The organism is Bacteroides sp. GM023 (assembly GCF_014750685.1).
Classification (GTDB): Bacteria; Bacteroidota; Bacteroidia; order Bacteroidales; family Bacteroidaceae; genus Bacteroides.
This window is the reverse complement of sequence record NZ_JAAXGE010000005.1, coordinates 637,402-660,814: the sequence shown is the minus strand read 5'-3', so window position 1 is coordinate 660,814 and position 23,413 is coordinate 637,402. Positions and strand designations below refer to the sequence as shown.

The window sequence follows — 23,413 nt, the reverse complement described above, 5'->3', positions numbered from 1 at the left end:
AAGCCACAGACTTATTGAAAATCTGTGGCTCAAATATACTACTATTTCTATGAATATTATTTATTCACGCGGAATTTTTCGCAACCGTCTTTCAAGAAACCAACGATTTGTTGGGCAGCAGCAATACCGGCATTGATATTTGCTTCGGCAGTCTGTGCACCCATCTTCTTCGGAGTTGAGAAATAACGTCCGGCAAACTTCTCTGCAAATTCTGCGTTGGCAGCAGGCATGATGTCCGTGATGTATTTGAAGTCGGCACGGTCTTCCATCAACTTAATCAGTTCGGCTTCATTGATAACTTCCTTACGGGCAGTGTTTACCAACATTGCACCCTTCGGCATATCTTTCAGCAAAGCATAATTGATAGAATTCTTAGTTTCAGCAGTTGCAGGAATATGCAAAGATACGAACTGACAAGTCTTATACAGTTCTTCTGCCGAATCAAGTGCTTTCACACCATCCTTTTCGATTACTTCTTTCGGGCAGAATGCATCGTAAGCATACACTTCCATTCCGAAGCCTTTGGCAACACGAGCCACATTGCGGCCTACGTTTCCATAAGCGTGGATACCCAGTTTCTTGCCCATCAATTCCGTACCGGAAGTTCCGTTATAGAAGTTGCGGACAGCATACACCATCATGCCCAAAGCCAGTTCGGCAACAGCATTCGAGTTCTGTCCCGGAGTATTCATCACACAAACATTGTGAGCTGTGGCAGCAGCCAAGTCTACGTTATCGTATCCAGCACCAGCACGAACTACAATCTTCAATTCCTTGGCAGCGTCAAGCACTTCGGCATCAATAATATCACTACGGATAATGATAGCGTTAGCGTCTTTCACTGCATCCAGCAACTGGGCTTTATCAGTATATTTTTCGAGTAAAGCAAACTCATATCCAGCTGCTTCTATTTCTTTACGGATTCCGTCTACTGCTACTTTTGCAAACGGTTTATCGGTAGCTACAAGTACTTTCATAATTTAATTCTGTTTATAAAGACTCACCACAGATTACCCGGATTCTCACAGAATTAAAAAATCTGTGTCCATCTGTGTAATCTGTGGTGAAAATATTATTAATGAAGTTTTTCAAATTCCTGCATGCAATCAATCAAAGCCTGTACGCTTTCTTTCGGCATAGCGTTGTAGCAAGATGCACGGAAACCACCTACTGAACGGTGTCCCTTGATACCTACCATACCCTTTTCAGTAGCAAACTTCATGAAGTCAGCTTCAAGGTCTTTGTATTCGGGAGCCATTACGAAACAGATGTTCATGCGTGAACGGTCTTCCTTGGCAGCAGTACCTACGAACATTTTGTTGCGGTCGATTTCTGCATACAGCATATCAGCCTTTTCGATAGCACGACGTTCCATTTCCTTCACACCACCCTGTGCTTTAATCCAACGAAGATTCAGCATTGCAGAATATATAGGTACTACCGGCGGAGTGTTGAACATAGAACCATTATCAATGTGAGTCTGATAATTCAGCATTGACGGAATGTAACGTGACACCTTGCCCAATGCGTCATTCTTCACGATAACGAATGTAACACCTGCAGGAGCCAGGTTCTTCTGTGCACCACCATAGATACAGATATATTTAGAAACGTCGATCGGACGTGAGAAAATATCAGAAGACATATCGGCAACCATTGGAACCGGAGAATCGAGGTCCTTCTTTAATTCCGTGCCATAAATCGTATTATTAGTAGTGATGTGGAAATAATCTGCGTCTGTCGGGATTGTGTAATCTTTTGGGATATAAGTATATGTAGCTTCAGCGGATGAAGCAACTTCTACAACTTCACCAAACCCCTTAGCTTCTTTCATTGCTTTTTTTGCCCATACACCTGTGTTCAGGTAAGCAGCCTTTTTCTCAAGGAAGTTGAAAGGCACCATGCAGAATTCCAGACTAGCACCACCACCAAGGAACAGCACCGAATAACCTTCGGGGATATTAAGTAATTCCTTGAATAATGCTTCGGCCTCGTCAACCACAGGTTGGAAGTCTTTGGCGCGGTGACTGATTTCCATTATAGAAAGACCAGAGCCGTTGAAATCTAAAATAGCCTTCGCTGTATCCTCTATCACCTCACGCGGAAGAATGGAAGGTCCTGCATTGAAATTATGCTTTTTCATTTGAAGTTTGTTTTTGGTTTAACAATTTCGTTACTTTTGTCTTTTGACCTTGCGAATTTACGAATTTATTTCCGGCGCACAAATCTTTCCTTATAAAAATACTGTTTTAAAGCAGATTTTCCTTTCTTTTTATTGGTTTATACAGGATATATACACCATATTGTTATCCATAGATGTCAAGTAAGGGATAATAGTCGAAAAATAAATATTGAAAGGGGGAGTTGATTATAAAGTGAAAGTAAAATGCAATAAAAATGTATATTTATAAAGAAAAAGGCGGGTTTAGGCAAGAATAACAGGTAAATCGGACGACAAACAAAATATTCTCCGACTAAAAACAATAATCCCCGGCTCACGATTCTGAACTGCACTTCTAAAGTTTTGTATCCAACTTTTGAGGTACAGCTCATTCATTTTGAGCACGGGGATTATTATTTCTGACAAGAGCGATTAGTGCAAGCCTGCAAAAAGAGCTTTACTTCGCTTCTTCAATAATGGTCTTCATTCCTTTAATCTTCTCTCCTTGAATCAAGTTCAAGAGTTGTTTCACCTTTGCCCGACGAACGGCAACGAAAGCATAATGTTCCTTCACATCAATCGCACCTACGTCTTCACGAGTCAGATTTCCTTTTTTATATAGGAATCCGGCAATATCCATCCGGTTCAGTTTTTCCTTCTTTCCCTTACCTATATATATAGTAGCCCAAAGAGATTTCGGCGGGCGGGACGGATTTTCAGGCAAAACGACTGTTTCCATATCTTCGGGAATATAAGCAGGCAGTTTTTCCTCTTCATGGAGAATCAGATAAGATGTTCCGGTAGCGTCCCAACGCGCCGTACGTCCATTCCGGTGCGTAAAGGCTTCTTCATTCACCGGCAGGTGATAATGAATGATGTGTTCAATCTCCGGAATATCCAGCCCACGCGCTGCCAAATCGGTAGAAATCAGTACATGGCAACTACCATTACGGAATTTGTATAAAGCACGCTCCCGGTCCGGTTGTTCCATGCCGCCATGAAAACGTTCGGCTGACAATTTTTTATCTGCTAACAGCTTCTGCACACGGTCTACCGCATCCCTGTGATTACAAAAGACGATGCTTGAGCTGCTTCCCAATGAGCAAAGCAGGTTATATAAAGTATCAACCTTGTCTTTCGCAGGAGACATCACCTTCATTAATGTCAAGCGGGATTCCTGTTCTTCAGAAACGTCCGGCAGGAAATTCAGTTTGACCGTCCGGTTCAATCCTGTAAATTCGGGAATCTCTTCTGCATCCGTAGCCGAGAGCAGCATACGCTTTTTCAGCCCCGGAAGCTGCGTGATAATCTCCGCCATTTCATCATGGAAACCAAACTCCAAAGACTTGTCGAACTCATCAATGATTAAAGTTTCAATCGTTTCGGGATTGAAGTTTCCTTTCGACAAATGGTCGGTGATACGCCCCGGAGTACCGATAATGATAGCGGGATGATTCCCTTGAATACTCTTCTTTTCTTCCGCAATGGGATGACCGCCATAGCAGCAACAGGTCTTCCAGGAAGTTCCCATTGTCTTAAAGACAGTATCAATCTGCAAAGCCAACTCACGCGAAGGTACGAGAATCAAGACCTGCACATTTCCGTCATCCGGTTTCAGGGTAAGTAATAAAGGCAATAGATAAGCCAGTGTCTTGCCCGACCCTGTCGGAGACAATAATATAACGTCTTTCCTTCCGGTTGCTTGTTCAAGTGATGCTTCCTGCATCGGGTTCAGCTCCTCAATCTTCAGGTTGCGAAGAGCCGACTGTATAATTTCATTTTTCTCTAACATGGTGGCAAAGATACGAAAAGGAAGAGTAAGAAGGCGAAAACGCGGTTAAACTTTAGCCATACCGGTCAAGATATAACGTCCTTTTAGATTATTTTCTCTCATGTAAATGGTGACTTCCGCCCGGCAAGCTGATATTAAAGCATATCCGATCAATTCTGAGCTCATAGCTTTGACAAACGTGTACTCTGTATCGTTGTGAATAAAAGATATACGATGGTATTCCATAACCTGTAATGTATTTAAATTCTATTGTGCAGTCAAATATACGAATATAATAAATACGTATAGGTAAAAACAGGAAATTATCTTCAAAACGGACATAAAAAAGCTGTATGGCATAGCGGAAAGACACATAGGAAAAACGACAAAAAAGAAGCGGGAAATCTGAAAAAGCTGATATGCTTTTCAGATTTCCCGCTCTGTTCTTATGTTATCTTTCCGTTCATTTCGTCGACCGGAAGTTAACTTTCGGAGAATTATCCGCCAAAGTTATCGAACATCAAGTTCTGAGCCGGTACACCGAGATCGTCGAGCATCTTCTCAACAGCTTTCGACATCGGGCCAGGACCACACATGTAGTATTCAATATCTTCAGGAGCTTCGTGGTTCTTCAAGTAAGTCTCGTAGATTACGTTGTGAACGAAGCCCGGAGTATACTTCACGCCTGCAGCATCGGCAGCAGGATCCGGACGGTCGAGTGCCAGATGGAAGGTGAAGTTCGGGAAGTCTTTTTCAATCTGCAAGAAATCTTCCAGATAGAATACTTCGTTCAATGCACGGGCACCGTAGAAGTAAGACATCTTACGGTCAGTAATGTGCAAAGTCTTCGTCAAGTGCATGATCTGCGCACGCAACGGAGCCATACCTGCACCACCACCAATCCACATCATTTCTTTATTGGAATCTAAGATCGGATGGAAGTCTCCGTAAGGGCCGCTCATCATTACCTTGTCACCCGGTTTCAGGGTAAAGATATAAGAAGAAGCGATACCAGCCGGAACATCCATAAATCCGGGACCTTGTTCTTTCGGCTTGAACGGTGGAGTAGCGATACGTACTGTCAACATGATACGGTCACCTTCGGCAGGATAGTTGGCCATAGAGTAAGCACGGATGGTTTCCTCATCGTTCTTACATTTCAAGCCCATCAAACCGAATTTTTCCCATGCAGGCAGATATTCATCACCAATCAGGCTCTTATCAATATCCTTGTTATAGTCCATTGAATATTTAGGAATCTTAATCTGTGCGTAAGAACCCGGGATGAAGTCCATGTGTTCGCCTTTAGGCAGAGCCACGATAAACTCCTTGATAAACGTAGCCACGTTCTTGTTGGAGATAACCTCGCACTCCCACTCTTTCACGCCAAGTATAGACTCGTCTATCTTGATAGCCATGTCACCTTTCACTTTCACCTGACAGCCCAGACGCCAGTGGTCTTGTTGCTGTTTGCGACTGAAGTGAGGAGCTTCGGAAGGAAGGATTTCGCCACCCCCTTCGAGCACCTGGCATTTGCACTGTGCGCAAGAACCCTTACCACCACAAGCGGATGACAGGAATACTCCGTTTACAGCCAGCGTATTGAGCAAAGTGGAACCGGAAGCCACTTCCAAATCCTTTTCACCGTTGATTGTTATTTTAACGTCTCCTGATGGTACTAAGAAATTCTTGGAAACCAACAAGATTACAACAAGCAACAGAATAACCACAAGGAATACCCCAATGCTCGCTAATATTAAATTCATATCCATTGTCTTTATTCCTTTCTTTTTAGATGTTCAAACCAGAAAAACACATAAATGCGATTGCCATCAGACCTACTGTGATAAATGTGATACCCAAGCCCTTCAACGGAGCAGGTACGTCAGAGTAAGCCATTTTTTCACGGATAGCAGCCAGACCAACGATAGCCAGCAACCAACCGATACCCGAACCCAGTGCATAAGAAAGCGCATCCCAGATATCACCAATGTATTTCGGGTCGCTCGGACCCACGTTGATACGTTGCTGCATGAACAGAGAAGCACCCATGATAGCACAGTTTACGGCAATCAACGGCAGGAAGATACCCAGTGAAGCGTACAGCGACGGGCTGAAACGTTCTACCACCATCTCCACCAACTGCACGATACCGGCAATAACGGCAATGAAAAGAATAAAACTCAGGAAGCTGAGGTCAACGCCTTCGATGATAGCATTGGCAGCCAGCACCTTGGTTTGCAACAGATAGTTGACCGGCAACGTCACCAGCAACACGAAAGTTACGGCGATACCCAGTCCTACGGCGGTCTTCACATTCTTCGATACGGCCAGGTATGAACACATACCCAGGAAGAATGCGAATATCATGTTGTCCACAAAGATAGAGCGGACGAATAAACTTAATAAATGTTCCATATCTTCAATTAAGAATTAAGAATGAAGAGTTCTTCATCTTTATTAATTACTTTCTTCTTGCAGTTCTTTGTGACGTGCACGCTGATACCAGATGATGCAAGCACAGATAATCAACGCCATCGGCGGCATCAACATCAAACCGTTGTTCACATATCCTATATTCTGAATAGGCTCATAGTTCAAGATGTTGAAACCGAGCAGAGTTCCCGAACCCAGCAGTTCGCGGAAGAAAGCGACGATCACCAGAATCTTGGCATATCCCAAACCATTACCAACACCATCCAGGAAAGACTCCCAAGGACCATTCTGCATGGCAAATGCTTCCAAACGTCCCATGAGGATACAGTTGGTAATAATCAGACCTACATATACAGAAAGCTGAACGCTTACGTCATAAGCAAACGCTTTCAGAATCTCACTTACGATAGTAACCAAAGCAGCTACCACCACCAACTGAACGATGATACGGATACGGTTAGGAATGGTCTTGCGCAACAGTGAAATAACCACGTTAGAAAAAGCTGTAATGACCGTTACTGAAAGTCCCATTACGATAGCAGGCTCCAGTTTTGCGGTAACAGCAAGTGCAGAACAGATACCGAGCACCTGTACGGTAACCGGATTATCTATTCCCAGCGGAGCAGAGAATACTTCTTTATTTCTCTTTGAAAACAGTTGTCCCATATTCTTTATTTCTTCTCCTTTATTATTTAGTTAAAAAACTCAAGTAACTATTCAGGCAAACCTTCAACATGGCATCTACTCCGTCTGAAGTGATCGTACCACCAGAGATTCCGTCCACCTGATAATCAGCTTTTTCTACCTTACCATGTTTTACAACACCCAGAGTGACAGCGCCATTCTCCAGTGTCTTCTTACCAACAAATTCCTGTTGGAACATGTCAGTCGCAATTTCAGCACCCAGACCCGGAGTTTCACTTGCATGAGAGAAGTAAGTACCGTAAACAGTATCCTTATCTTCGTTCAGTGCAACGTATCCCCAGATAGCGCCCCACAGACCGGCACCGTAAACAGGAACTACATATTTAGTCTGACCGTCTACTTCGCATACAAATACGTGCAGACGTTGTTGTTCTTTTGCTTCTTTTTCGTAGTTGGTAGCAAATTCGCCTGTATTTTCAGTCAGCGTACCGTCTACGTTCATCAGCATGTCACCTTTTACATATTTCTGATATTCAGCATCCGCATCTTCCACATTCTTGATGTTCAATGCAGCAAGGATTTGCTTCTTTGTGTCAAGCTGCACATTCGTATCTTGTATCTCTTTCAGTGAAGAACTAACGAATGCCAGCAGGAATGCTACGATAATAACCATTACCGAAGCATAAATGATAGTATAACTATTACTATTTGTATTCATTTTCATTCGGTATTTATTGGTTAGACTTGATAGCGCGTTTTTCGCGGCGACCGATATTGCCCTGTACTACACAGTAGTCAATCAGCGGAGCGAAGATGTTCATCAGCAGGATGGCAAGCATCATACCTTCAGGATAACCCGGGTTCAGAACGCGGATGACGATAGCCATCACACCAATCAGGAATCCGAAGATGTATTTACCTTTTTCCGTACGTGCGGAAGTTACAGGGTCGGTAGCCATAAACACGGCACCGAAGCAGAAACCACCGAGAACGAGGTGTTCGTACCAAGGCATGTTAGCCATAGCGTTGTTTTCCATGCCGATGGCATTGAATACCCAAGCCATGAATGCACCACCGACAAATACAGAAATCATTGTCTTCCAGCTTGCTATGCCTGTCCACAGAAGGATAACGGCACCTATCAGGATGGCAATCACACTTGTTTCACCGATAGAACCGGGAATAAGACCTGTCACCATATCCATGTTGAATGCAGGGGCAGCGCCTGTTGTAGCGGCTTCTCCCAGCGGAGTGGCAACGGTCAGTCCGTCTACTGACTGTCCCAGGCCGAAGATGCTGTCGCCTGATACCCAAACGGCATCACCGGACATCTTGGTCGGGTATGCGAAGAACAGGAATGCACGGGTAATCAACGCAACGTTGAAGATGTTCATACCTGTACCACCGAATACTTCTTTAGCGAAGATTACAGAGAATGCAGTAGCTACGGCAAGAATCCACAGCGGGCAGTCTACCGGAACGATCATCGGGATCAGGATACCTGAAACAAGGAATCCTTCCTGAATTTCTTCTTTCTTCCATTGGGCTACGACGAACTCAATGCCAAGACCTACTACATAAGATACGATAATTTTGGGCAGTACTGCCAGGAATCCGTAGATGAACATTTCGAAGAAGCTGCCTGCGGCACCTGTGTGAGTGAAATGCTGGTAACCTACATTGTACATACCGAACAGCAATGCCGGTACTAACGAAATAACCACAATCGACATGATGCGTTTGCTGTCAATCGCGTCGTGTATATGCGTTCCCGTTTTCGCAGTCTTGCTGGGCACGAACAGGAATGTTTCGAAGCCGTCGAACACCGACTGGAATGCGTGGAATTTGCCGCCTTCTTCAAAGTTCGGCTTTATCTTATCGAGATAATTTCTTAACGCTTTCATTAATATAATTACAAATTACTGATTACTATTTACTAAGATTATGCCATTTCTGAGCGAAGCATGTCGAGTCCGGCACGAACGATGCGTTGCAGTTCCATCTTTGAGGAGCAGACAAATTCGCAGAGTGCGAAGTCTTCAGGAGCTACTTCATAGATGCCAAGTGCTTCCATGCGGTCGATGTCGCCGGCGATGATGGCTTTAATCAGATATTCGGGCAGGATGTCCATCGGGAATACTTTGTCGTATTCGCCTGACATAATCATATGGCGTTCGCCACCCTTGACACGTGCGTCGAGTGTGTATTCTTTCTTTCCCATCAACCAGCTAAAGTATGAACGGTTGACGCTATACTGATTGAAACGGGGCATAATCCATCCAAGCATTTCGTGAATGTCGTCTCCTTCGGGGATGACTGTCACCTGGCTGTGGAATGCGCCTAAGAATCCGTTCGGAGATACTTGCTTTCCTGTCAGCACGTTACCGCTGATGTAGCGTAAGTCTTTGCCTGTTGTCACGTTGCCGGCAAACACGTTGGTGAGCAGTGCGCCTACCTGAAGTTTGCAGTATGCAGGTTTCAACACTTCGGAACCTGTCACGGCTACTGTGCGTGTGAAGTTTACGCGGCCTGTATTGAATAGACGGCCGATGAAGATTACAGCTTGCGGATCAATTGTCCATACTGTTTCGCCCTTGGATACGGGATCAAGATGGTTGATCTGAACGCCTACGTTTCCTGCAGGGTTCGGCCCGTCAAATGCGGTAACTGTAACATTCTTTGCCTGTGTCAGCGCGGCAGCGTTCTGCTTCACGCTAATGTTCAGGTAAGTTTTTGCCATCTTGGCGAGGGCATCGAGTCCTGTCTGGAAGTTTGTTTCTTCGCCTTTCAGCGCAAATTCAAAGTCAGGTGCCAGCGGATTGCTATCGAATGCGGATACGAAGATGCCTTTCGGCGTCACTGTCGGATCTGCAATGATGTCATAAGGACGTTGTTTGATAAATGCGAAAATACCGGCTTCCAACAAAGCGGTCTTTACTGCTTCTGCATCCATCGTCGCAACATTCTTCTTACCAAACTCTTCGTAGTCCTGCTCAGCAGCAGCTTCTACCACAATGTTCAGTACCTTACGACGTGCTCCACGCTCTACACTTGTCACTACGCCGCTCACGGGCGAAACAAATTTTACTTCAGGATGATACTTGTCGATAAACAAGGGTCCACCAGCCATCACATATTCCTGCTCTTTCACGACTACCTTCGGCGTCACTCCAGGAAAATCATCGGGTACGAGTGCGTAAAATCCCGGCTCTTTCACTGTTGTGTACGTCTCAGCAGCTGTACCTTTCAGGTTTATGTCAAGGCCTTTGCGTAACTTTATTACATTTGCCATGCTATAAATAAAATAATGGTTTCATAAATTTGCCGCAAAAGTAATAAATAATAATGTGATTCGGGAGGAAAAAAGAAAGGAATTACGGAAAAAAATCCGTAATTCCTTGTCGTGTTCGTGCACGTTCTTTTTCTTTCGTCTTGATACGAAAGAAAAAGAACCAAAAAGAAAGGATCAAGGCTGCGTTTTTCCGGCTACTCCGGTGTTTTCTCCGGCTAAAGGGCAGAAACTCGCTACGCTCAAACAGTCTGCCCTTTTTAACGCCGGAGAAAACACCTGCGCTTGACGCCGGAAAAACGAGGCCGATCCCCATTCGGCATGTAAGCCTGTGCAGTATAAAGTCAAAACAAGGTGAGTTGAGTAGCTTTTACGATAAATATCCCTGGAGAATAGGGTTTCTACGCCGCAAAAATATTCACCCTGCAAGGGCATCCACGCCGCAAGGGTTCCCGGCCTACTTTTTTCTCCGTTAAGCGAGAGACCGGAACGGAGCGTTAAGAAGGGCAGACTGTTTGAGCGAAGCGAGTTTCTGCCCTTTAGCGCAGTGAAGGGAACGAGTAGGAGAAAAAAGTCAGCCTTGAATTTTTCTTTGGTTCTTTCTTTTGTTTCAAGACAAAAGAAAGAACATTGTTATTCCGCAAACATTGGATCCCACGCCGGCAGTCGTATCGGTTTCTGTTTGAGGATTTCAGAGACTTTCTTCGTGGCGTATTTTGTTTCTATTACAAGGCGGAACATATATTCGTTGAACCAGTCGTCGGTCATGATGAGATGTCCTTGATAACCGGAGCCGGCACCCCAACTATTTTCAACCATCCATTTGGTTGAGTTTCCATTTTTGTCGAGGTCTACGGCCATGAGAGTCATGGCGTGGCTTGAGCCGCTAGCAAAGCTTTGGATGCGTTGCTTCTTGTTCATGCCGAAAGTAGTGCCCATGAGAGATTCGTAGTCGTAGTTTTTAACATCGAGCAGACCACGGTCGGAGTTGAGGAATTTGCCTACGTCGCAAGAGAAATACATCATGGTGCTGTCTTTGAGAGAGGTTATTGCCATCTCTTTGATGTCTTCGATGGGGAGATTGACATACGTCCAGTTTTTGCCGTCGTAACGATGGCGGTCGTAGTCTATTTCATAACACTTGTAAAATTCGCGGCTGGGGTCATTCATGAGCATGACGTAATTTCCGATCAAGTTTTCGTCACCGTACTTCTTCAGGAAAGAGAGCGGGGTGTAAGTCTCGGTTGATACGGCTTTGCCTTGGGCGTTGTATTCCGTCCAAGTAAATTCAGTGGGGGGAACGCCTAAGTTTAAGACAAGCATACGGTAGATGGTACTAAGCATTTCAGTCTTAGTCTTTTCGAGGGCGGCGGGTTTAGTACCTTTGGCGACGAGGTCACGGAGTTGCAGACCTTGTTCACGGAGTTTCAGGGCTACCAGGCTCGCCATGCGGGAAGTGCTCTCGCTGCTGTTGGTTTCGGGCATGACGTCCTTGGGGACAAGCCCGTATTTACTTACGATATCGGCTACGCCGGTAAAAGTTCCACCATCACTCAATGGGTTGCGGAAAAGCCATTCCACCATTTTGTCGTCCATCGGCTTGTCGCTGGTGTCGATGATACCTTGGAGGAAAAGATTCGCCTTTTCCAGTTGGTCGAAGAAGAAAGGGTAAGTTTGTGAGAATTCGAATGAGCCGAGGTTGTGCTGGGCGATGGCTTTGGCACGCATCACGTTCAGACCAGTGAAGAGCCAGCAACGGCCGGAAGATTTCTGGTCGGTGATACCTTTGGAATTCACTTTGATGGAGAAGTGCGTGTCCATGCCCTTCAGGTTGTCCTGGTTCAGAGCCAGTTTGCGGATGTCGTTGTTGCCGATGGCGTTGCGGATAGCCTTGTCACTCGGGGTGTTCTGGTAACTCTGTTTGATTTGCTGCATCATGTCGTCGCTGATGCCGCCTTTCACTTCTTGCGCTTGTGTAGAATAATAGAAAGCACAGAAAACAAAAACTGATAAAATTCGTTTATTCATTAGTATAAATAGTTTGTTAATGGACTTACAGTTCATTTATGGTAATGTAAAATCGCAAATTTACGATTCTTTTTTAGAATTATTATCTAAGAGTATCAAAACTAATTAAAATAAAAGAGTTTTCTTTGCAGTCGAATTCCTCAGAAAGAAATTATGAAAAAATATATAATAGGTGTATTGATGATGTTTTCATCTATCAATATTGTATCGGCTGCGGTCGATAGCACAGCAGTAAGAAGCGACGAACTGCCAATGTCTGCAATTTCTATCAGTGATGATACGACAATGAATATTGAAGACGCTCCGTCGGATACAGTGACTACCCTCTCCAAACGCGAATTACGTCGCCAACGTGTGGCAAAGCGAAATCTTCACTATAATATATTAGGTGGACCCAGCTATACGCCGGATTTCGGTTTGTTGGTAGGTGGTAGTGCGTTGATGACGTTCCGGATGAATCCAAGCGATACCACTCAGCGACGGTCTGTGGTGCCGATGGCTATCGCGCTTATGTTTAAGGGTGGATTGAATTTGATGGCGAAGCCACAATTATTCTTCAAAGGCGACCGTTTCCGCATCTTCGGGACATTCTCCTATAAAAACACGATTGAGAATTTCTATGGTATCGGATATAGTACCAATAAAGACTATCCTCGTGGTGAAGATACCAGTGAATATCGTTATAGCGGTATCCAGGTGAACCCGTGGTTCCTTTTCCGTTTGGGCGAAAGCGACTTTTTCGCAGGTCCTCAAGTCGATTTGAATTATGATAAGATTACTAAACCGGCAGAAGGAATGATTAACCAACCATCCTATATTGCGGCAGGCGGAACGGAGCATGGATATAAGAATTTCAGTTCGGGACTCGGCTTTCTGCTGACGTATGACACACGTGATATTCCGGCGAATGCTTACCGGGGAATGTACTTGGATTTTCGTGGAATGATGTATAATAAAGTGTTCGGTAGTGATGATAATTTTTACCGTTTGGAGTTTGATTACCGCCAATATAAAACTGTTGGTTTACGTAAAGTAATCGCATGGACGGTGCAGACAAAAAATGTGTTTGGAGATGTGCCGTTGACGAAATATGCACTTAGCGGAACACCTTTCGACCTTCGCGGATATTATATGGGACAGTTTCGCGACAAGTCGTCTCATGTAATGATGGCAGAATATCGCCAGATGATAAATACGGACAAGAGTACATGGGTGAAAAGAATGCTCAATCACGTAGGTTATGTGGCTTGGGGCGGATGCGGATTCATGGGACCTACTCCGGGCAAGATAGAGGGCGTTCTTCCTAATCTTGGCTTAGGCTTGCGCGTTGAGGTGCAACCTCGAATGAATATACGTCTCGACTTCGGTAGAGATATGGTGAATAAGCAGAATTTGTTCTACTTTAATATGACGGAGGCGTTCTGATTCGGATGGCAGAGGCATTCTGATCCGAATGATGGAAACCCAGGTCATAAGGACAGAAGCGTTCTATTCCATAAGCGAGAAGCGTTCCTGTTCGGTATGAAAATTATTCCATCCCGGTGCAACGAAAGAAATTCAAGCTAGTATTCGCATACAATTAAAGGGAAAGAATGTAAAATAGATAGTAAAAGTCTGCACATAAATGAAATTAATCCTTATATTTGCGCAAGCTATAACACAGCAAGGGCAAATAATAGGATTTTTTTATGAAGCAATTTATATATCTTTTCTCAGGATTATTACTTTTATTCACTTCCACTACTCATGTGGCAGCACAGGAAGTCAGCGACTATTCTCAATTAAGCGACGCTGAGTATAGCAAGATTGACCTTCCACCATTATCTGTACTCTTCGAGAATGCCAAAAACAGTCCGGCCTATGAGATGGCAGACGTCAAGGCAGCGATAGAGCGCAAATTACTACAAAAAGAAAAATGGTCATTTCTTGGTTTCTTCAGTTTGAGAGGGAGTTACCAATATGGTATGTTCGGCAATGAGTCCACATATACCGATGTAGCACTTGCCCCTTACCTCACCTACTCCACCCAGGCACAGAACGGTTATACGGTGGGTGCCGGAGTCAATATTCCATTAAATGATTTATTTGATCTGAAAGGACGTGTCAGTCGTCAAAAGCTCACACTTAGAACCGCAGAACTGGAGCGTGAAGTTAAGTATGACGAGATAAAGAAAAACATTATCGAGATGTACGCGATGGCTACCGCTCAAATGAAAGTTCTGAAAATGCGAAGTGAGAACCTGGTACTTGCCAATGTGCAGTATGAGATTTCTGAAAAGAATTTCGCTAATGGGACTATAGAATCCTCCGATTTGGCTGTTGATAAGGAAAGACAATCAACGGCACGCGAATCATATGAGAATAGTAAGTTTGAGCTAACAAAGAGTTTGATGATTCTTGAAATTATTTCACGAACTCCCATTATACGAAAATAAAAGCATTAGATATGAATTTTATCATTTCCATCATACGAACCCTATTTCGCCATCGCTGGCTGATATTAGTGGGCACCTCACTCTTTACCTTACTTGTCTTCTATTATACCCGCCACATGCAAGGCGGATATGATGTGAAAGCTACCTTATACACAGGTGTAGCCTCCGGATACAATCTGGAGAGCGACAAACGTACAGACTGGGCAACAGTGCAAAATTCAATGGACAACCTGATAAGTATCATGCAAGCCGAAAGTACATTGAAAAGAGTATTCCTCCGGCTGTTTGCCCGCGTCCTTATTTTAGGAAATCCGGAAAAAGAAACTGACGGCATCACTCCTTCAAGCTACAATTACACCTATAATCACCTGAAAAACAGCCCACACGGGCCAGAGATATTAAAGCTGATCGACAAGTCAAGTGAAGAAAAAACAGTAGCCAATCTGGAAGCATATATGCGCCCCAAAAAAGGCAACTATATCTATGAAATGTTCTACTATAACCATCCTTTTTATAGCTATAACGCATTGAAAGGTATCAAGGTGCAGCGTAGGCTAACCAGTGATTTGCTCGACATCAGCTATACATCCGGCGATCCCGGCATTGCCTTCAACACGGTAAGCATCCTGATGGATGAATTTGTTGAAGAATACCGCCGCATTCGTTATGGAGAGACAGATAAGGTAATCAAATACTTCGAAGAAGAACTGAAACGCATCGGAAAAAAGCTTAATTCAGAAGAAGATGACCTGACCAAGTATAATGTCGAAAAACGTATTATCAATTACGTTGATGAAACCAAAGAAATAGCCGCTATCAGTAAAGAATACGAACTGAGAGAGCAGGATGCACTTTTTGCGTTCAACAGTACCAAATCCATGCTTGAAGAGCTGGAGAAGCATATGGACAGCAATGCCAAACAAGTGCTCAAAAATATGGAATTTGTAGACAAACTGAGAGAAGCCTCCAATATCACCGGCAAAATCTCTGAGGTTGAAGCTATGACCGATTCCAAGCAGAAAGACAGTCAATCCCTGGCAGGAGACAAAAAGCGACTGGGCGAACTCAAGCAAGAGCTGAATGACTTGACCACCTCTTATATAGGTCACAAATATACAAAAGAAGGAGCGTCACGAACAAACATCATCGACCAATGGCTTGAACAGACACTGCTGTTTGAAAAAGCCAAGGCCGAGCTTCAAATTGTACAAGACGCCCGCCGAGAGTTGAACAACCGGTATGTATTCTTTGCGCCTGTAGGAACTACTATCAAGCAAAAAGAACGCCTTATCAACTTTACGGAACGAAGCTACCTCACTGTGTTGCAAAGCTACAACGAAGCCTTATTGAGAAAGAAAAATCTGGAGATGACTTCCGCCACACTAAAAGTTCTCAATGAGCCGACCTATCCGATCGCGTCTAACTCTACCAACCGGAAGCAGATCGTTATCGCGGCTTGCGTAGGTAGTTTTTTAATAATCATAGCATTACTTCTACTCATAGAAATGCTTGACAGAACGTTGCGTGATGCCGGCCGTACCAAACGGGTGACAGGATTCAAAGTAATAGGTGCCGTTCCCAGTACCTCTTCCTCCCGATATGGCGGACTGGCAAAAACATACGTACAGTTTTCCGTAAGAGAGTTGAGCAATTCCCTGCTCCGCTTCCTCACCAAGCGGAAATCTTCCGGTGTGTTCATAATCAACCTATTCAGCACTTGCGAAAACTCCGGGGAAGAAGAAGTGGGAAACTTGATATGCGGGTATATGCAAAGCCGTATGTTAAACACAAGATTCATCACCTACAAAGAGGATTTCAATACCAATTCCACTCAATATCTGCTGGCTAAGCAGATCACCGATTTTTACGCTCTGCAAGGAGAAGATATACTAATCGTTGCCTATCCGCCATTGTCAAGCAGTAACATACCTAGTGCCTTATTGCACGATGCCAATGCAAACATTCTGGTAGCACCGGCAAATCGCGGGTGGAAAACAATTGACAAGCAACTCTGCGAACAACTCATGTTACAGTTGGGCAAGACGGATGTCCCATTCCGTATATGCCTCACGAATGCCAACCGTGAAGCAACAGAAGACTTCACCGGACAACTTCCGCCATACACTCTGTTACGCAGACTCAGCTATCGTTTCAGCCAGCTATCGCTCACCGAAAAAATCAGATTCAATCTGAAAGGAAAAGAAAAGGAGGCAGAAGAGGACGACGATGAGTAAAAGGATAGTGACTTTCCATATCCTGCTCGCCATACAGTTCACATTGGTGGCAGCAGGTATGTTAGTAAATATCAAGATAGGACTATTTTCCATGGTGATGATCTTGTTGTTTACTACTATCTGCCTGATACAGCTCAGCAATGACGAAAACACCCACTGGGAAGCAGGAAAAAACATTATGACTTATATGTTTTCCACCTGGCTGTTCTTTTATCTTCTCGAGATTCTGAATCCCAACAATGTGATGGCAGCGTGGAATATCAATATCACGCCGTATGCACTCATACCGTTGATATGCGCCTTTGTCGTCCCGCTTGTCGTCCGCAGTAAAAAAGACATCGAACTACTGCTGATTATCTGGTCGGTATTCGTTCTCATCTTTACCATAAAAGGTTATTGGCAGAAAAATTACGGTTTCAGTTCAAAAGACCTCTACTTTCTGTTTACGTTAGGTGGATGGCGTACCCACATCATTTGGTCAGGTATTCGTTACTTCGCCTGTTTCTCCGACGCGGCAAATTATGGAGTACACGCTGCCATGTCAGCCGTGGTGTTTGCTATCTCCGCCTTTTTCGTGGATTCCAAATGGTTGCGTATTTATTTTATTTTTATTGCGGTGTGCGGACTTTACGGAATGGGAATCTCCGGAACTCGTGCCGCCATGGGAGTTATTATGGGTGGAATGTTAATGGTGACCATTATCGCAAAAAACTGGAAAGCCCTGCTGGGAGGTATTTTCATATCCATCTCCGTATTCTGTTTTTTCTATTTTACCAATATCGGAAGCGGCAACCAATATATTCATAAGATGCGCTCCTCCTTTCATCCGTCTGAAGACGCGTCCTATCTTGTCCGCGTCGAAAACCGGCAGAGGATGAAGGAGCTAATGGCTAAAAAGCCCCTCGGCTATGGCATAGGTCTTTCCAAAGCCGGTAATTTCGAATCAAGAGAACAGATGCCCTACCCTCCCGACTCATGGTTGGTCAGTGTATGGGTAGAGACAGGCATTGTCGGATTAATACTCTATCTTTCCATACATGGCATCCTCTTTGCTTGGTGCTCATGGATACTTATGTTTAAAGTACGCAACAAGAGTTTGCGAGGATTGATAGCAGCATGGCTCTGTATGGACGCCGGATTCTTTATAGCCACCTATGTCAACGATATAATGCAATATCCCAACCAATTACCTGTTTATATAGGTTTTGCACTCTGTTTTGCCGCTCCGCATATTGACAAGCGGATCAGTGAAGAAAAAGAACCAGGCATACTCAACAAAAAAACTGACGAACAAGAATGACAAACAATATTCCCGACATATCATTCATCACGGTCTGTTACAACGGGTTCAAAGACACCTGTGGACTGATAGAATCACTGCATAAGCACTTGCAGTCGGTGAGCTATGAAATCATAGTAGTAGACAATGCTTCGCATGAAGATGAAGCAGCAAAGATACAGAAGTTGTATCCCACCGTCATTGCTATCCGCAGCGACGTAAACGGAGGATTTTCCGGTGGCAACAACATCGGAATCCGTGCGGCAAAAGGCAAATATCTTTTCCTGATAAACAACGATACGTATATCGAATCGGACGAAATGCCCAGCCTGATAGAACGCCTGGAAAGCCGTCCTGACATTGGCGGTGTATCACCGAAGATACGTTTCGCCTTCCCACCGCAACACATACAGTTTGCGGGATTCACACCTTTGTCGCAGATTACCTTGCGCAATACTATGCTAGGGTTCGACTGTCCCGACGACGGAAGTCACGACACTCCCCACCCTACCCCTTATCTACATGGAGCAGCCATGATGATAAAACGCGAAGTAATCGAAAAGGCCGGAATGATGCCTGAAATCTTCTTCCTTTACTATGAAGAACTGGATTGGAGCACAAGCATGACACGTGCCGGCTACGAGCTATGGTACGAACCACGCTGCACCGTTTTTCATAAAGAAAGCCAAAGCACCGGGCAATTAAGCAAATTGCGCACGTATTACCTGACGCGCAACCGCCTGCTCTATGCCCGCCGCAACCTGAAAGGAACAGACCGTTTTCTCTCCGTACTCTACCAAAGTACGGTCGCTGCCGGAAAAAACAGTCTGACATACGCACTGAAAGGTCGTTTCGACCTGTTTTTTGCCGTTTATTGCGGAGTAAACAGAGGGCTGTTCATGCCTTCGACTTCTCCTAATTGTATAATGCATAAATTCTAAATACTATGAACATCATTGACTGGATTCTTTACATTCCTCTTGTGTTTTGCGTGGGCTATCTGCTGCTATACGCTATTGCATCCAAGTTTTACCGGGCTCCCCATTATCCTGAAGCCCGCACACTCCGGCGTTTTGCCGTGCTTTTTCCTGCCTACAAGGAAGATCGCGTGATCCTTTCTTCCATACGCAGTTTCCTCGAACAGGACTACCCGCAAGAGCTCTTCGAGATTATAGTCATCTCCGACCAGATGCAACCGGAGACAAACGAAGCCCTGCGTGCGCTTCCCATCCGCCTGCTGATGGCTGACTACACAGAAAGCTCCAAAGCCAAGGCGCTAGCTATGGCAATGGACAATGTAGATACCAATGTCTATGACATCGTAGTCATCATGGATGCCGACAATCTGACTACCCCCGAGTTTCTGTCCACCATCAACCGCGCATTCGACAGCGGCGTGAAAGCCATTCAGGCTCATCGCACCGGCAAGAATCTGAACACGGACATTTCTGTTCTCGACGGTGCCAGTGAAGAAATAAACAATGGCTTCTTCCGTAGCGGACACAATGCAGTGGGACTTTCTGCCGGGTTATCAGGTTCGGGGATGGCTTTTGAAGCCGAATGGTTCCATCAGCATGTAAAATACCTCCAGACGGCAGGTGAGGATAAAGAGTTGGAAGCCATGCTTTTACAACAACGCATTTATATTGCATATCTGGCCGACCTGCCCGTATTTGATGAAAAGACACAGAAGAAAGAAGCTATCAGCAATCAGCGTAAACGCTGGATAGCCGCACAATTCGGTGCTCTCCGGGCTTCACTGCCACACCTGCCGAAAGCACTGCTGCAAGGAAACTTCGACTATTGCGACAAGATACTCCAGTGGATGCTTCCACCACGCCTGATACAACTTGCCGGAGTCTTCGGACTGACATTTGTATTCACCGCCATTGGCATCATCCTAAGTGTACGTAATGGCGGATACGAATGGACAATGGCCATCAAATGGTGGATATTGTCGGCAGCCCAAGTGGCAGCCATGACACTGCCCGTACCGGGCGGACAACTCTTCACCAAGCAGGTGGGAAAAGCAATTATGAAAATGCCTATGCTTGCCGTCACCATGGTAGGCAATTTATTCAAGTTAAAAGGAGCAAACAAAAAATTTATCCATACAGAACATGGCGAACACCATCAATAAAGACCTAATAAAGAAGATTTATGAAAATCGCTATTGAAGCCCAACGTATCTTCCGCACAAATAAACATGGAATGGACTTTGTAGCACTCGAGAGTATTCGGGAGTTACAAAAGATAGACCACGAAAACGAATATTTTATATTCGTCAGTCCCGGCGAGGACAAATGTCTCAAAGAGTCGGACAACATGCACATCATCGAACTGAAATGTCCCACTTACCCGCTATGGGAACAAGTGGTTCTTCCGCGTGCTGTGAATCGTATTCAACCGGATATGCTGCATTGTACCAGCAATACAGCTCCCATACACTGCTCTGTACCTTTGGTACTGACATTGCATGACATCATTTACCTGGAAAAAAGACAATCATCCAATTTCTCATGGTATCAGGAAATGGGGTGGCATTATCGTCGCCTTGTCGTTCCGCGCATACTCCCTAAATGCAAAAAAATCATTACGGTATCGCAGTTTGAGCGAAAACGAATACTGGATGTACTTCAGTTGCCTGAAGAGCAGCTGGTAGCTGTGTACAATGGTTTCAGCAACCATTTCCGTCTGCAACCCAAATCTCCCGAAATAACCCGGAAGTATATTGATGCAGATAATTACCTGTTCTTTTTAGGGAACACTGATCCGAAAAAGAATACGCCACGAGTATTGAAGGCTTACAGCGACTACCTGAAACAATCCACTCAAAAATTGCCGTTACTCATTGCCGACCTCAAGGAAGACGCCATCGACCGGATATTGGAAGAAGAAAAGATAACCGGCATCAAGAGTTATCTCCGCTCTCCCGGATATATTGCGAATATAGACCTTGCAGCTCTATATGGTGGGGCATTCGCATTCCTGTATCCTTCGCTCCGCGAAAGTTTCGGCATCCCGATGCTTGAAGCGATGGCCTGCGGAACACCCATCATCGCAGGAAACACTTCCGCTATGCCCGAAATAGCAGGTGAAGGCGCTTTACTCGCCGACCCATACAGTTCTGAGGACATCACGGCAAAAATTCTGCAATTAGAAGATGACGAAACATTCTATCAGCAACAAGTGGAATACGGACTCAAACGCAGCCAAATGTTCTCATGGCGAAATACCGCAGAGTCATTGCTGGAGATATATAAAGAATTTGCCAAATAGAAAGAGTAAACAAGTAGGATAGAAATATCAAACGGGCAGAAAAGCCATATAAGCAGAAAAAGTAAAACGAATACCAATAAAAAAAGAGCGAAACTTCCATCTAAAGAAAGATTCGCTCTTTTTATTTATCCGATGTTTTTACACATGCCCCATTCCGCTTTCACCTCAAAACACGGGCAAGCCTTCACCCACTCTTCCGGCTCAATCTCCCCGTTCCCGTTCAGGTCGGGACTCAAGTCGCGATGTCCGCAAATGCGGCAACCGGGATAGTCACGGAGCAATGCAAGAATGAGTACCCGCATGGAATGAACCTGCCACTCGGTACGTGTATCCGCAGGGCGCCCGTGACAGTCAAGCCCACCCTCATAGCAGATGCCGATACTGCTCAGGTTGTGTCCCTTTGCGTGCGCGCCAATCCGTTCAATCGCACGGGTCGTCTTTATATCCCCGTTCTTGCGGATGTAAAAATGGTAACCTGTCCCGTTGAAGCCACGCCGGCGATGGCACACTTCCAAATCATCTTCCGTGAAATCCCTGTCCGCCCTGGTGGCGGAACAGTGGATCACAATCAGGTCAATCTTCCTCATCGACCTGTCCTTTCGCTCTTTTTGCCCTTTCTCTTTCTGCGAAAGAAGAACAGGACTTCCAATACAATGTCTAAGATTTTGTCAATCATTTCTCTGCATTTTTAATAGGTTATTATTCACGTTCTTTGTGGGAGACGCTAAGCTGCATGAGCAGGACTGAACTGCGTGAGCAGGGCTGAACTGCATGAGCAGGACTAATCTGCATGAGCAGAACTAAGCTGCGTGAACCGGACTAAGCTGCCGGATCCGGTGTTTCACCGCCATCTCCCTTGCCCGAATCATCGGGATCACCGGAATCACCACTTCCGTTTCCACCGGAAGCGGACTTCTTGTCCGTGTACAACTCAAAGGTCATATTATTATCTCCGCCACGAGTGGTTGCCGTACTGTCATTGGCCAGCCGCAGGGAATTATCGACCTTAAAACGAAGATTGACACGGGTGATATTCTTCACGGTACACTCCTTTTCCACTTCCACGCCGGGACAAGTCAGCGTAGTGTAGAAGATACCCAACCCCTCCACTTTCACCTTATTGCCCGCCACAAGAACCTTTTTCATCGCGCGGACAAAAGACTTCATAACGTGCGACACATCCTCTACCGAAAGCGCTCCGATAGACTCAATCTCACGTGCCAAAGATTCAATGGAATAGATTTTCGCTTCCCCCGATTTGGGTTTGAGGGCAAATACCATCGGCGATTCTTCATCTCCGATTCGCTTTCTGCGCTTATAGCGCACCACAGTAACTGTTGCCATACCTTAACTATTTGTTTCTACGAAAGGAAGGACATTCTCCCTTTCTGATGGTGAAACAAAGGTACGGCAAGAGGATAGCGACTTAACGGATTACACCGGGCTACGCCGGATTAAGACGGAATAAAACGGGATAAGACTGGATAAGACGGACTAAAATGGAAGAAAGCAAAAGAGGGCGGATTAAAGAGGATTAGAGCGAAAATTGTATATACAAAACTTGCCAAATCCGGTAAAAATGCGTAACTTTATACCAATTACAACGCCACTAAATACAACTGAAAATGGAAGAAAAAACATTCCAATACCGCAGCTACGGGAAAGGCGAACTAGCCATGCTATACATTCCCAACGTACAACAACAAAGCGCAGTAGACCGATTCAACGAATGGATAGACGCTGCTCCGGGACTGAAAGAACGACTCATCGCCACCGGCATGAATCCACGAAGCAGGCACTATACCCCTGCCCAAGTACATCTAATCGTGGAAGTACTCCAAGAACCTTGATTTAGT

Annotated in this window: 21 protein-coding genes; 8 read left to right on the top strand and 13 right to left on the bottom strand. The window is 44.9% G+C overall.

Translation table 11 applies throughout. The features are described 5' to 3' along the window. Positions 1-56: 56 nt before the first annotated feature. The 11 genes from HC965_RS13550 to HC965_RS13500 all read right to left on the bottom strand — a co-directional run bounded on the left by HC965_RS13550 (position 57) and on the right by HC965_RS13500 (position 12,330). Complete coding sequence (locus tag HC965_RS13550; protein ID WP_191031948.1) at positions 57-977, bottom strand: NAD(P)-dependent oxidoreductase; 921 nt, start codon at positions 975-977, stop codon at positions 57-59. Positions 978-1,075: 98 nt separating this feature from the next. Beyond that, entirely contained in the window at positions 1,076-2,143 is a 1,068-nt protein-coding gene (gene serC / locus HC965_RS13545; protein ID WP_191031947.1) for a 3-phosphoserine/phosphohydroxythreonine transaminase, read from the bottom strand. A gap of 475 nt (positions 2,144-2,618) precedes the next feature. Then, on the bottom strand, positions 2,619-3,953 hold the full coding sequence (locus HC965_RS13540; RefSeq protein ID WP_191031946.1) for a DEAD/DEAH box helicase: 1,335 nt from the start codon (positions 3,951-3,953) through the stop codon (positions 2,619-2,621). 45 nt (positions 3,954-3,998) lie between these two features. After that, positions 3,999-4,178 carry a hypothetical protein gene (locus HC965_RS13535; protein ID WP_191031945.1) on the bottom strand — a complete coding sequence of 60 codons (180 nt, stop codon included), beginning with the start codon at positions 4,176-4,178 and terminating at the stop codon, positions 3,999-4,001. A gap of 251 nt (positions 4,179-4,429) precedes the next feature. Next, a complete protein-coding gene (nqrF, locus tag HC965_RS13530) occupies positions 4,430-5,704 on the bottom strand; it encodes an NADH:ubiquinone reductase (Na(+)-transporting) subunit F (RefSeq protein ID WP_191031944.1) in 1,275 nt (424 codons plus the stop codon). 19 nt (positions 5,705-5,723) lie between these two features. Continuing rightward, positions 5,724-6,350, bottom strand: coding sequence for an NADH:ubiquinone reductase (Na(+)-transporting) subunit E (gene nqrE, locus HC965_RS13525; protein ID WP_055217625.1), 627 nt, complete (start codon positions 6,348-6,350; stop codon positions 5,724-5,726). A gap of 42 nt (positions 6,351-6,392) precedes the next feature. Then, entirely contained in the window at positions 6,393-7,034 is a 642-nt protein-coding gene (locus HC965_RS13520; RefSeq protein WP_191031943.1) for an NADH:ubiquinone reductase (Na(+)-transporting) subunit D, read from the bottom strand. Positions 7,035-7,056: 22 nt separating this feature from the next. After that, complete coding sequence (locus tag HC965_RS13515; RefSeq protein WP_191031942.1) at positions 7,057-7,731, bottom strand: Na(+)-translocating NADH-quinone reductase subunit C; 675 nt, start codon at positions 7,729-7,731, stop codon at positions 7,057-7,059. A 13-nt stretch (positions 7,732-7,744) separates the two neighbouring features. Continuing rightward, the gene (locus HC965_RS13510) at positions 7,745-8,917 is read right to left on the bottom strand and encodes an NADH:ubiquinone reductase (Na(+)-transporting) subunit B (RefSeq protein ID WP_191031941.1); all 1,173 of its coding nucleotides are present in this window, start codon (positions 8,915-8,917) and stop codon (positions 7,745-7,747) included. Positions 8,918-8,955: 38 nt separating this feature from the next. Then, entirely contained in the window at positions 8,956-10,305 is a 1,350-nt protein-coding gene (locus HC965_RS13505) for a Na(+)-translocating NADH-quinone reductase subunit A (RefSeq protein WP_191031940.1), read from the bottom strand. Between the two features lie 630 nt (positions 10,306-10,935). Beyond that, positions 10,936-12,330 (bottom strand): C1 family peptidase, encoded by a 1,395-nt coding sequence (locus HC965_RS13500; protein WP_191031939.1) that lies wholly within the window; start codon positions 12,328-12,330, stop codon positions 10,936-10,938. Positions 12,331-12,483: 153 nt separating this feature from the next. Here HC965_RS13500 and HC965_RS13495 point away from each other — a divergent pair, with 153 nt between their 5' ends. From HC965_RS13495 to HC965_RS13465, 7 genes are all read left to right on the top strand, one after another. Beyond that, on the top strand, positions 12,484-13,755 hold the full coding sequence (locus tag HC965_RS13495) for a BamA/TamA family outer membrane protein (protein WP_191031938.1): 1,272 nt from the start codon (positions 12,484-12,486) through the stop codon (positions 13,753-13,755). 263 nt (positions 13,756-14,018) lie between these two features. Further along, positions 14,019-14,765 (top strand): TolC family protein, encoded by a 747-nt coding sequence (locus HC965_RS13490; RefSeq protein WP_191031937.1) that lies wholly within the window; start codon positions 14,019-14,021, stop codon positions 14,763-14,765. Between the two features lie 11 nt (positions 14,766-14,776). After that, positions 14,777-16,999: a hypothetical protein gene (locus HC965_RS13485; RefSeq protein WP_191031936.1), complete on the top strand. Its 2,223-nt coding sequence runs from the start codon at positions 14,777-14,779 to the stop codon at positions 16,997-16,999. Then, entirely contained in the window at positions 16,992-18,299 is a 1,308-nt protein-coding gene (locus HC965_RS13480; protein ID WP_191031935.1) for an O-antigen ligase, read from the top strand. Before HC965_RS13485 ends, HC965_RS13480 begins: the two co-directional genes overlap by 8 nt. Then, entirely contained in the window at positions 18,296-19,219 is a 924-nt protein-coding gene (locus HC965_RS13475) for a glycosyltransferase family 2 protein (RefSeq protein WP_191031934.1), read from the top strand. The genes HC965_RS13480 and HC965_RS13475 overlap by 4 nt, the downstream gene beginning before the upstream one ends. A gap of 5 nt (positions 19,220-19,224) precedes the next feature. Further along, on the top strand, positions 19,225-20,418 hold the full coding sequence (locus HC965_RS13470; protein ID WP_191031933.1) for a glycosyltransferase family 2 protein: 1,194 nt from the start codon (positions 19,225-19,227) through the stop codon (positions 20,416-20,418). A gap of 20 nt (positions 20,419-20,438) precedes the next feature. Continuing rightward, on the top strand, positions 20,439-21,557 hold the full coding sequence (locus HC965_RS13465; RefSeq protein WP_191031932.1) for a glycosyltransferase family 1 protein: 1,119 nt from the start codon (positions 20,439-20,441) through the stop codon (positions 21,555-21,557). Positions 21,558-21,682: 125 nt separating this feature from the next. Here the strand turns inward: HC965_RS13465 and HC965_RS13460 are convergent, their stop codons facing one another. Both HC965_RS13460 and HC965_RS13455 read right to left on the bottom strand, forming a co-directional pair. Next, a complete protein-coding gene (locus HC965_RS13460) occupies positions 21,683-22,144 on the bottom strand; it encodes an N-acetylmuramoyl-L-alanine amidase (protein ID WP_191031931.1) in 462 nt (153 codons plus the stop codon). Between the two features lie 232 nt (positions 22,145-22,376). Beyond that, positions 22,377-22,901, bottom strand: a complete 525-nt coding sequence (locus tag HC965_RS13455) for an HU family DNA-binding protein (RefSeq protein ID WP_191031930.1) — start codon at positions 22,899-22,901, stop codon at positions 22,377-22,379. A gap of 281 nt (positions 22,902-23,182) precedes the next feature. On the opposite strand from HC965_RS13455, the gene HC965_RS13450 reads away from it, so the two are divergent. Next, positions 23,183-23,407 (top strand): DUF4248 domain-containing protein, encoded by a 225-nt coding sequence (locus tag HC965_RS13450; protein WP_167964617.1) that lies wholly within the window; start codon positions 23,183-23,185, stop codon positions 23,405-23,407. The last annotated feature ends 6 nt before the right edge of the window (positions 23,408-23,413 follow it).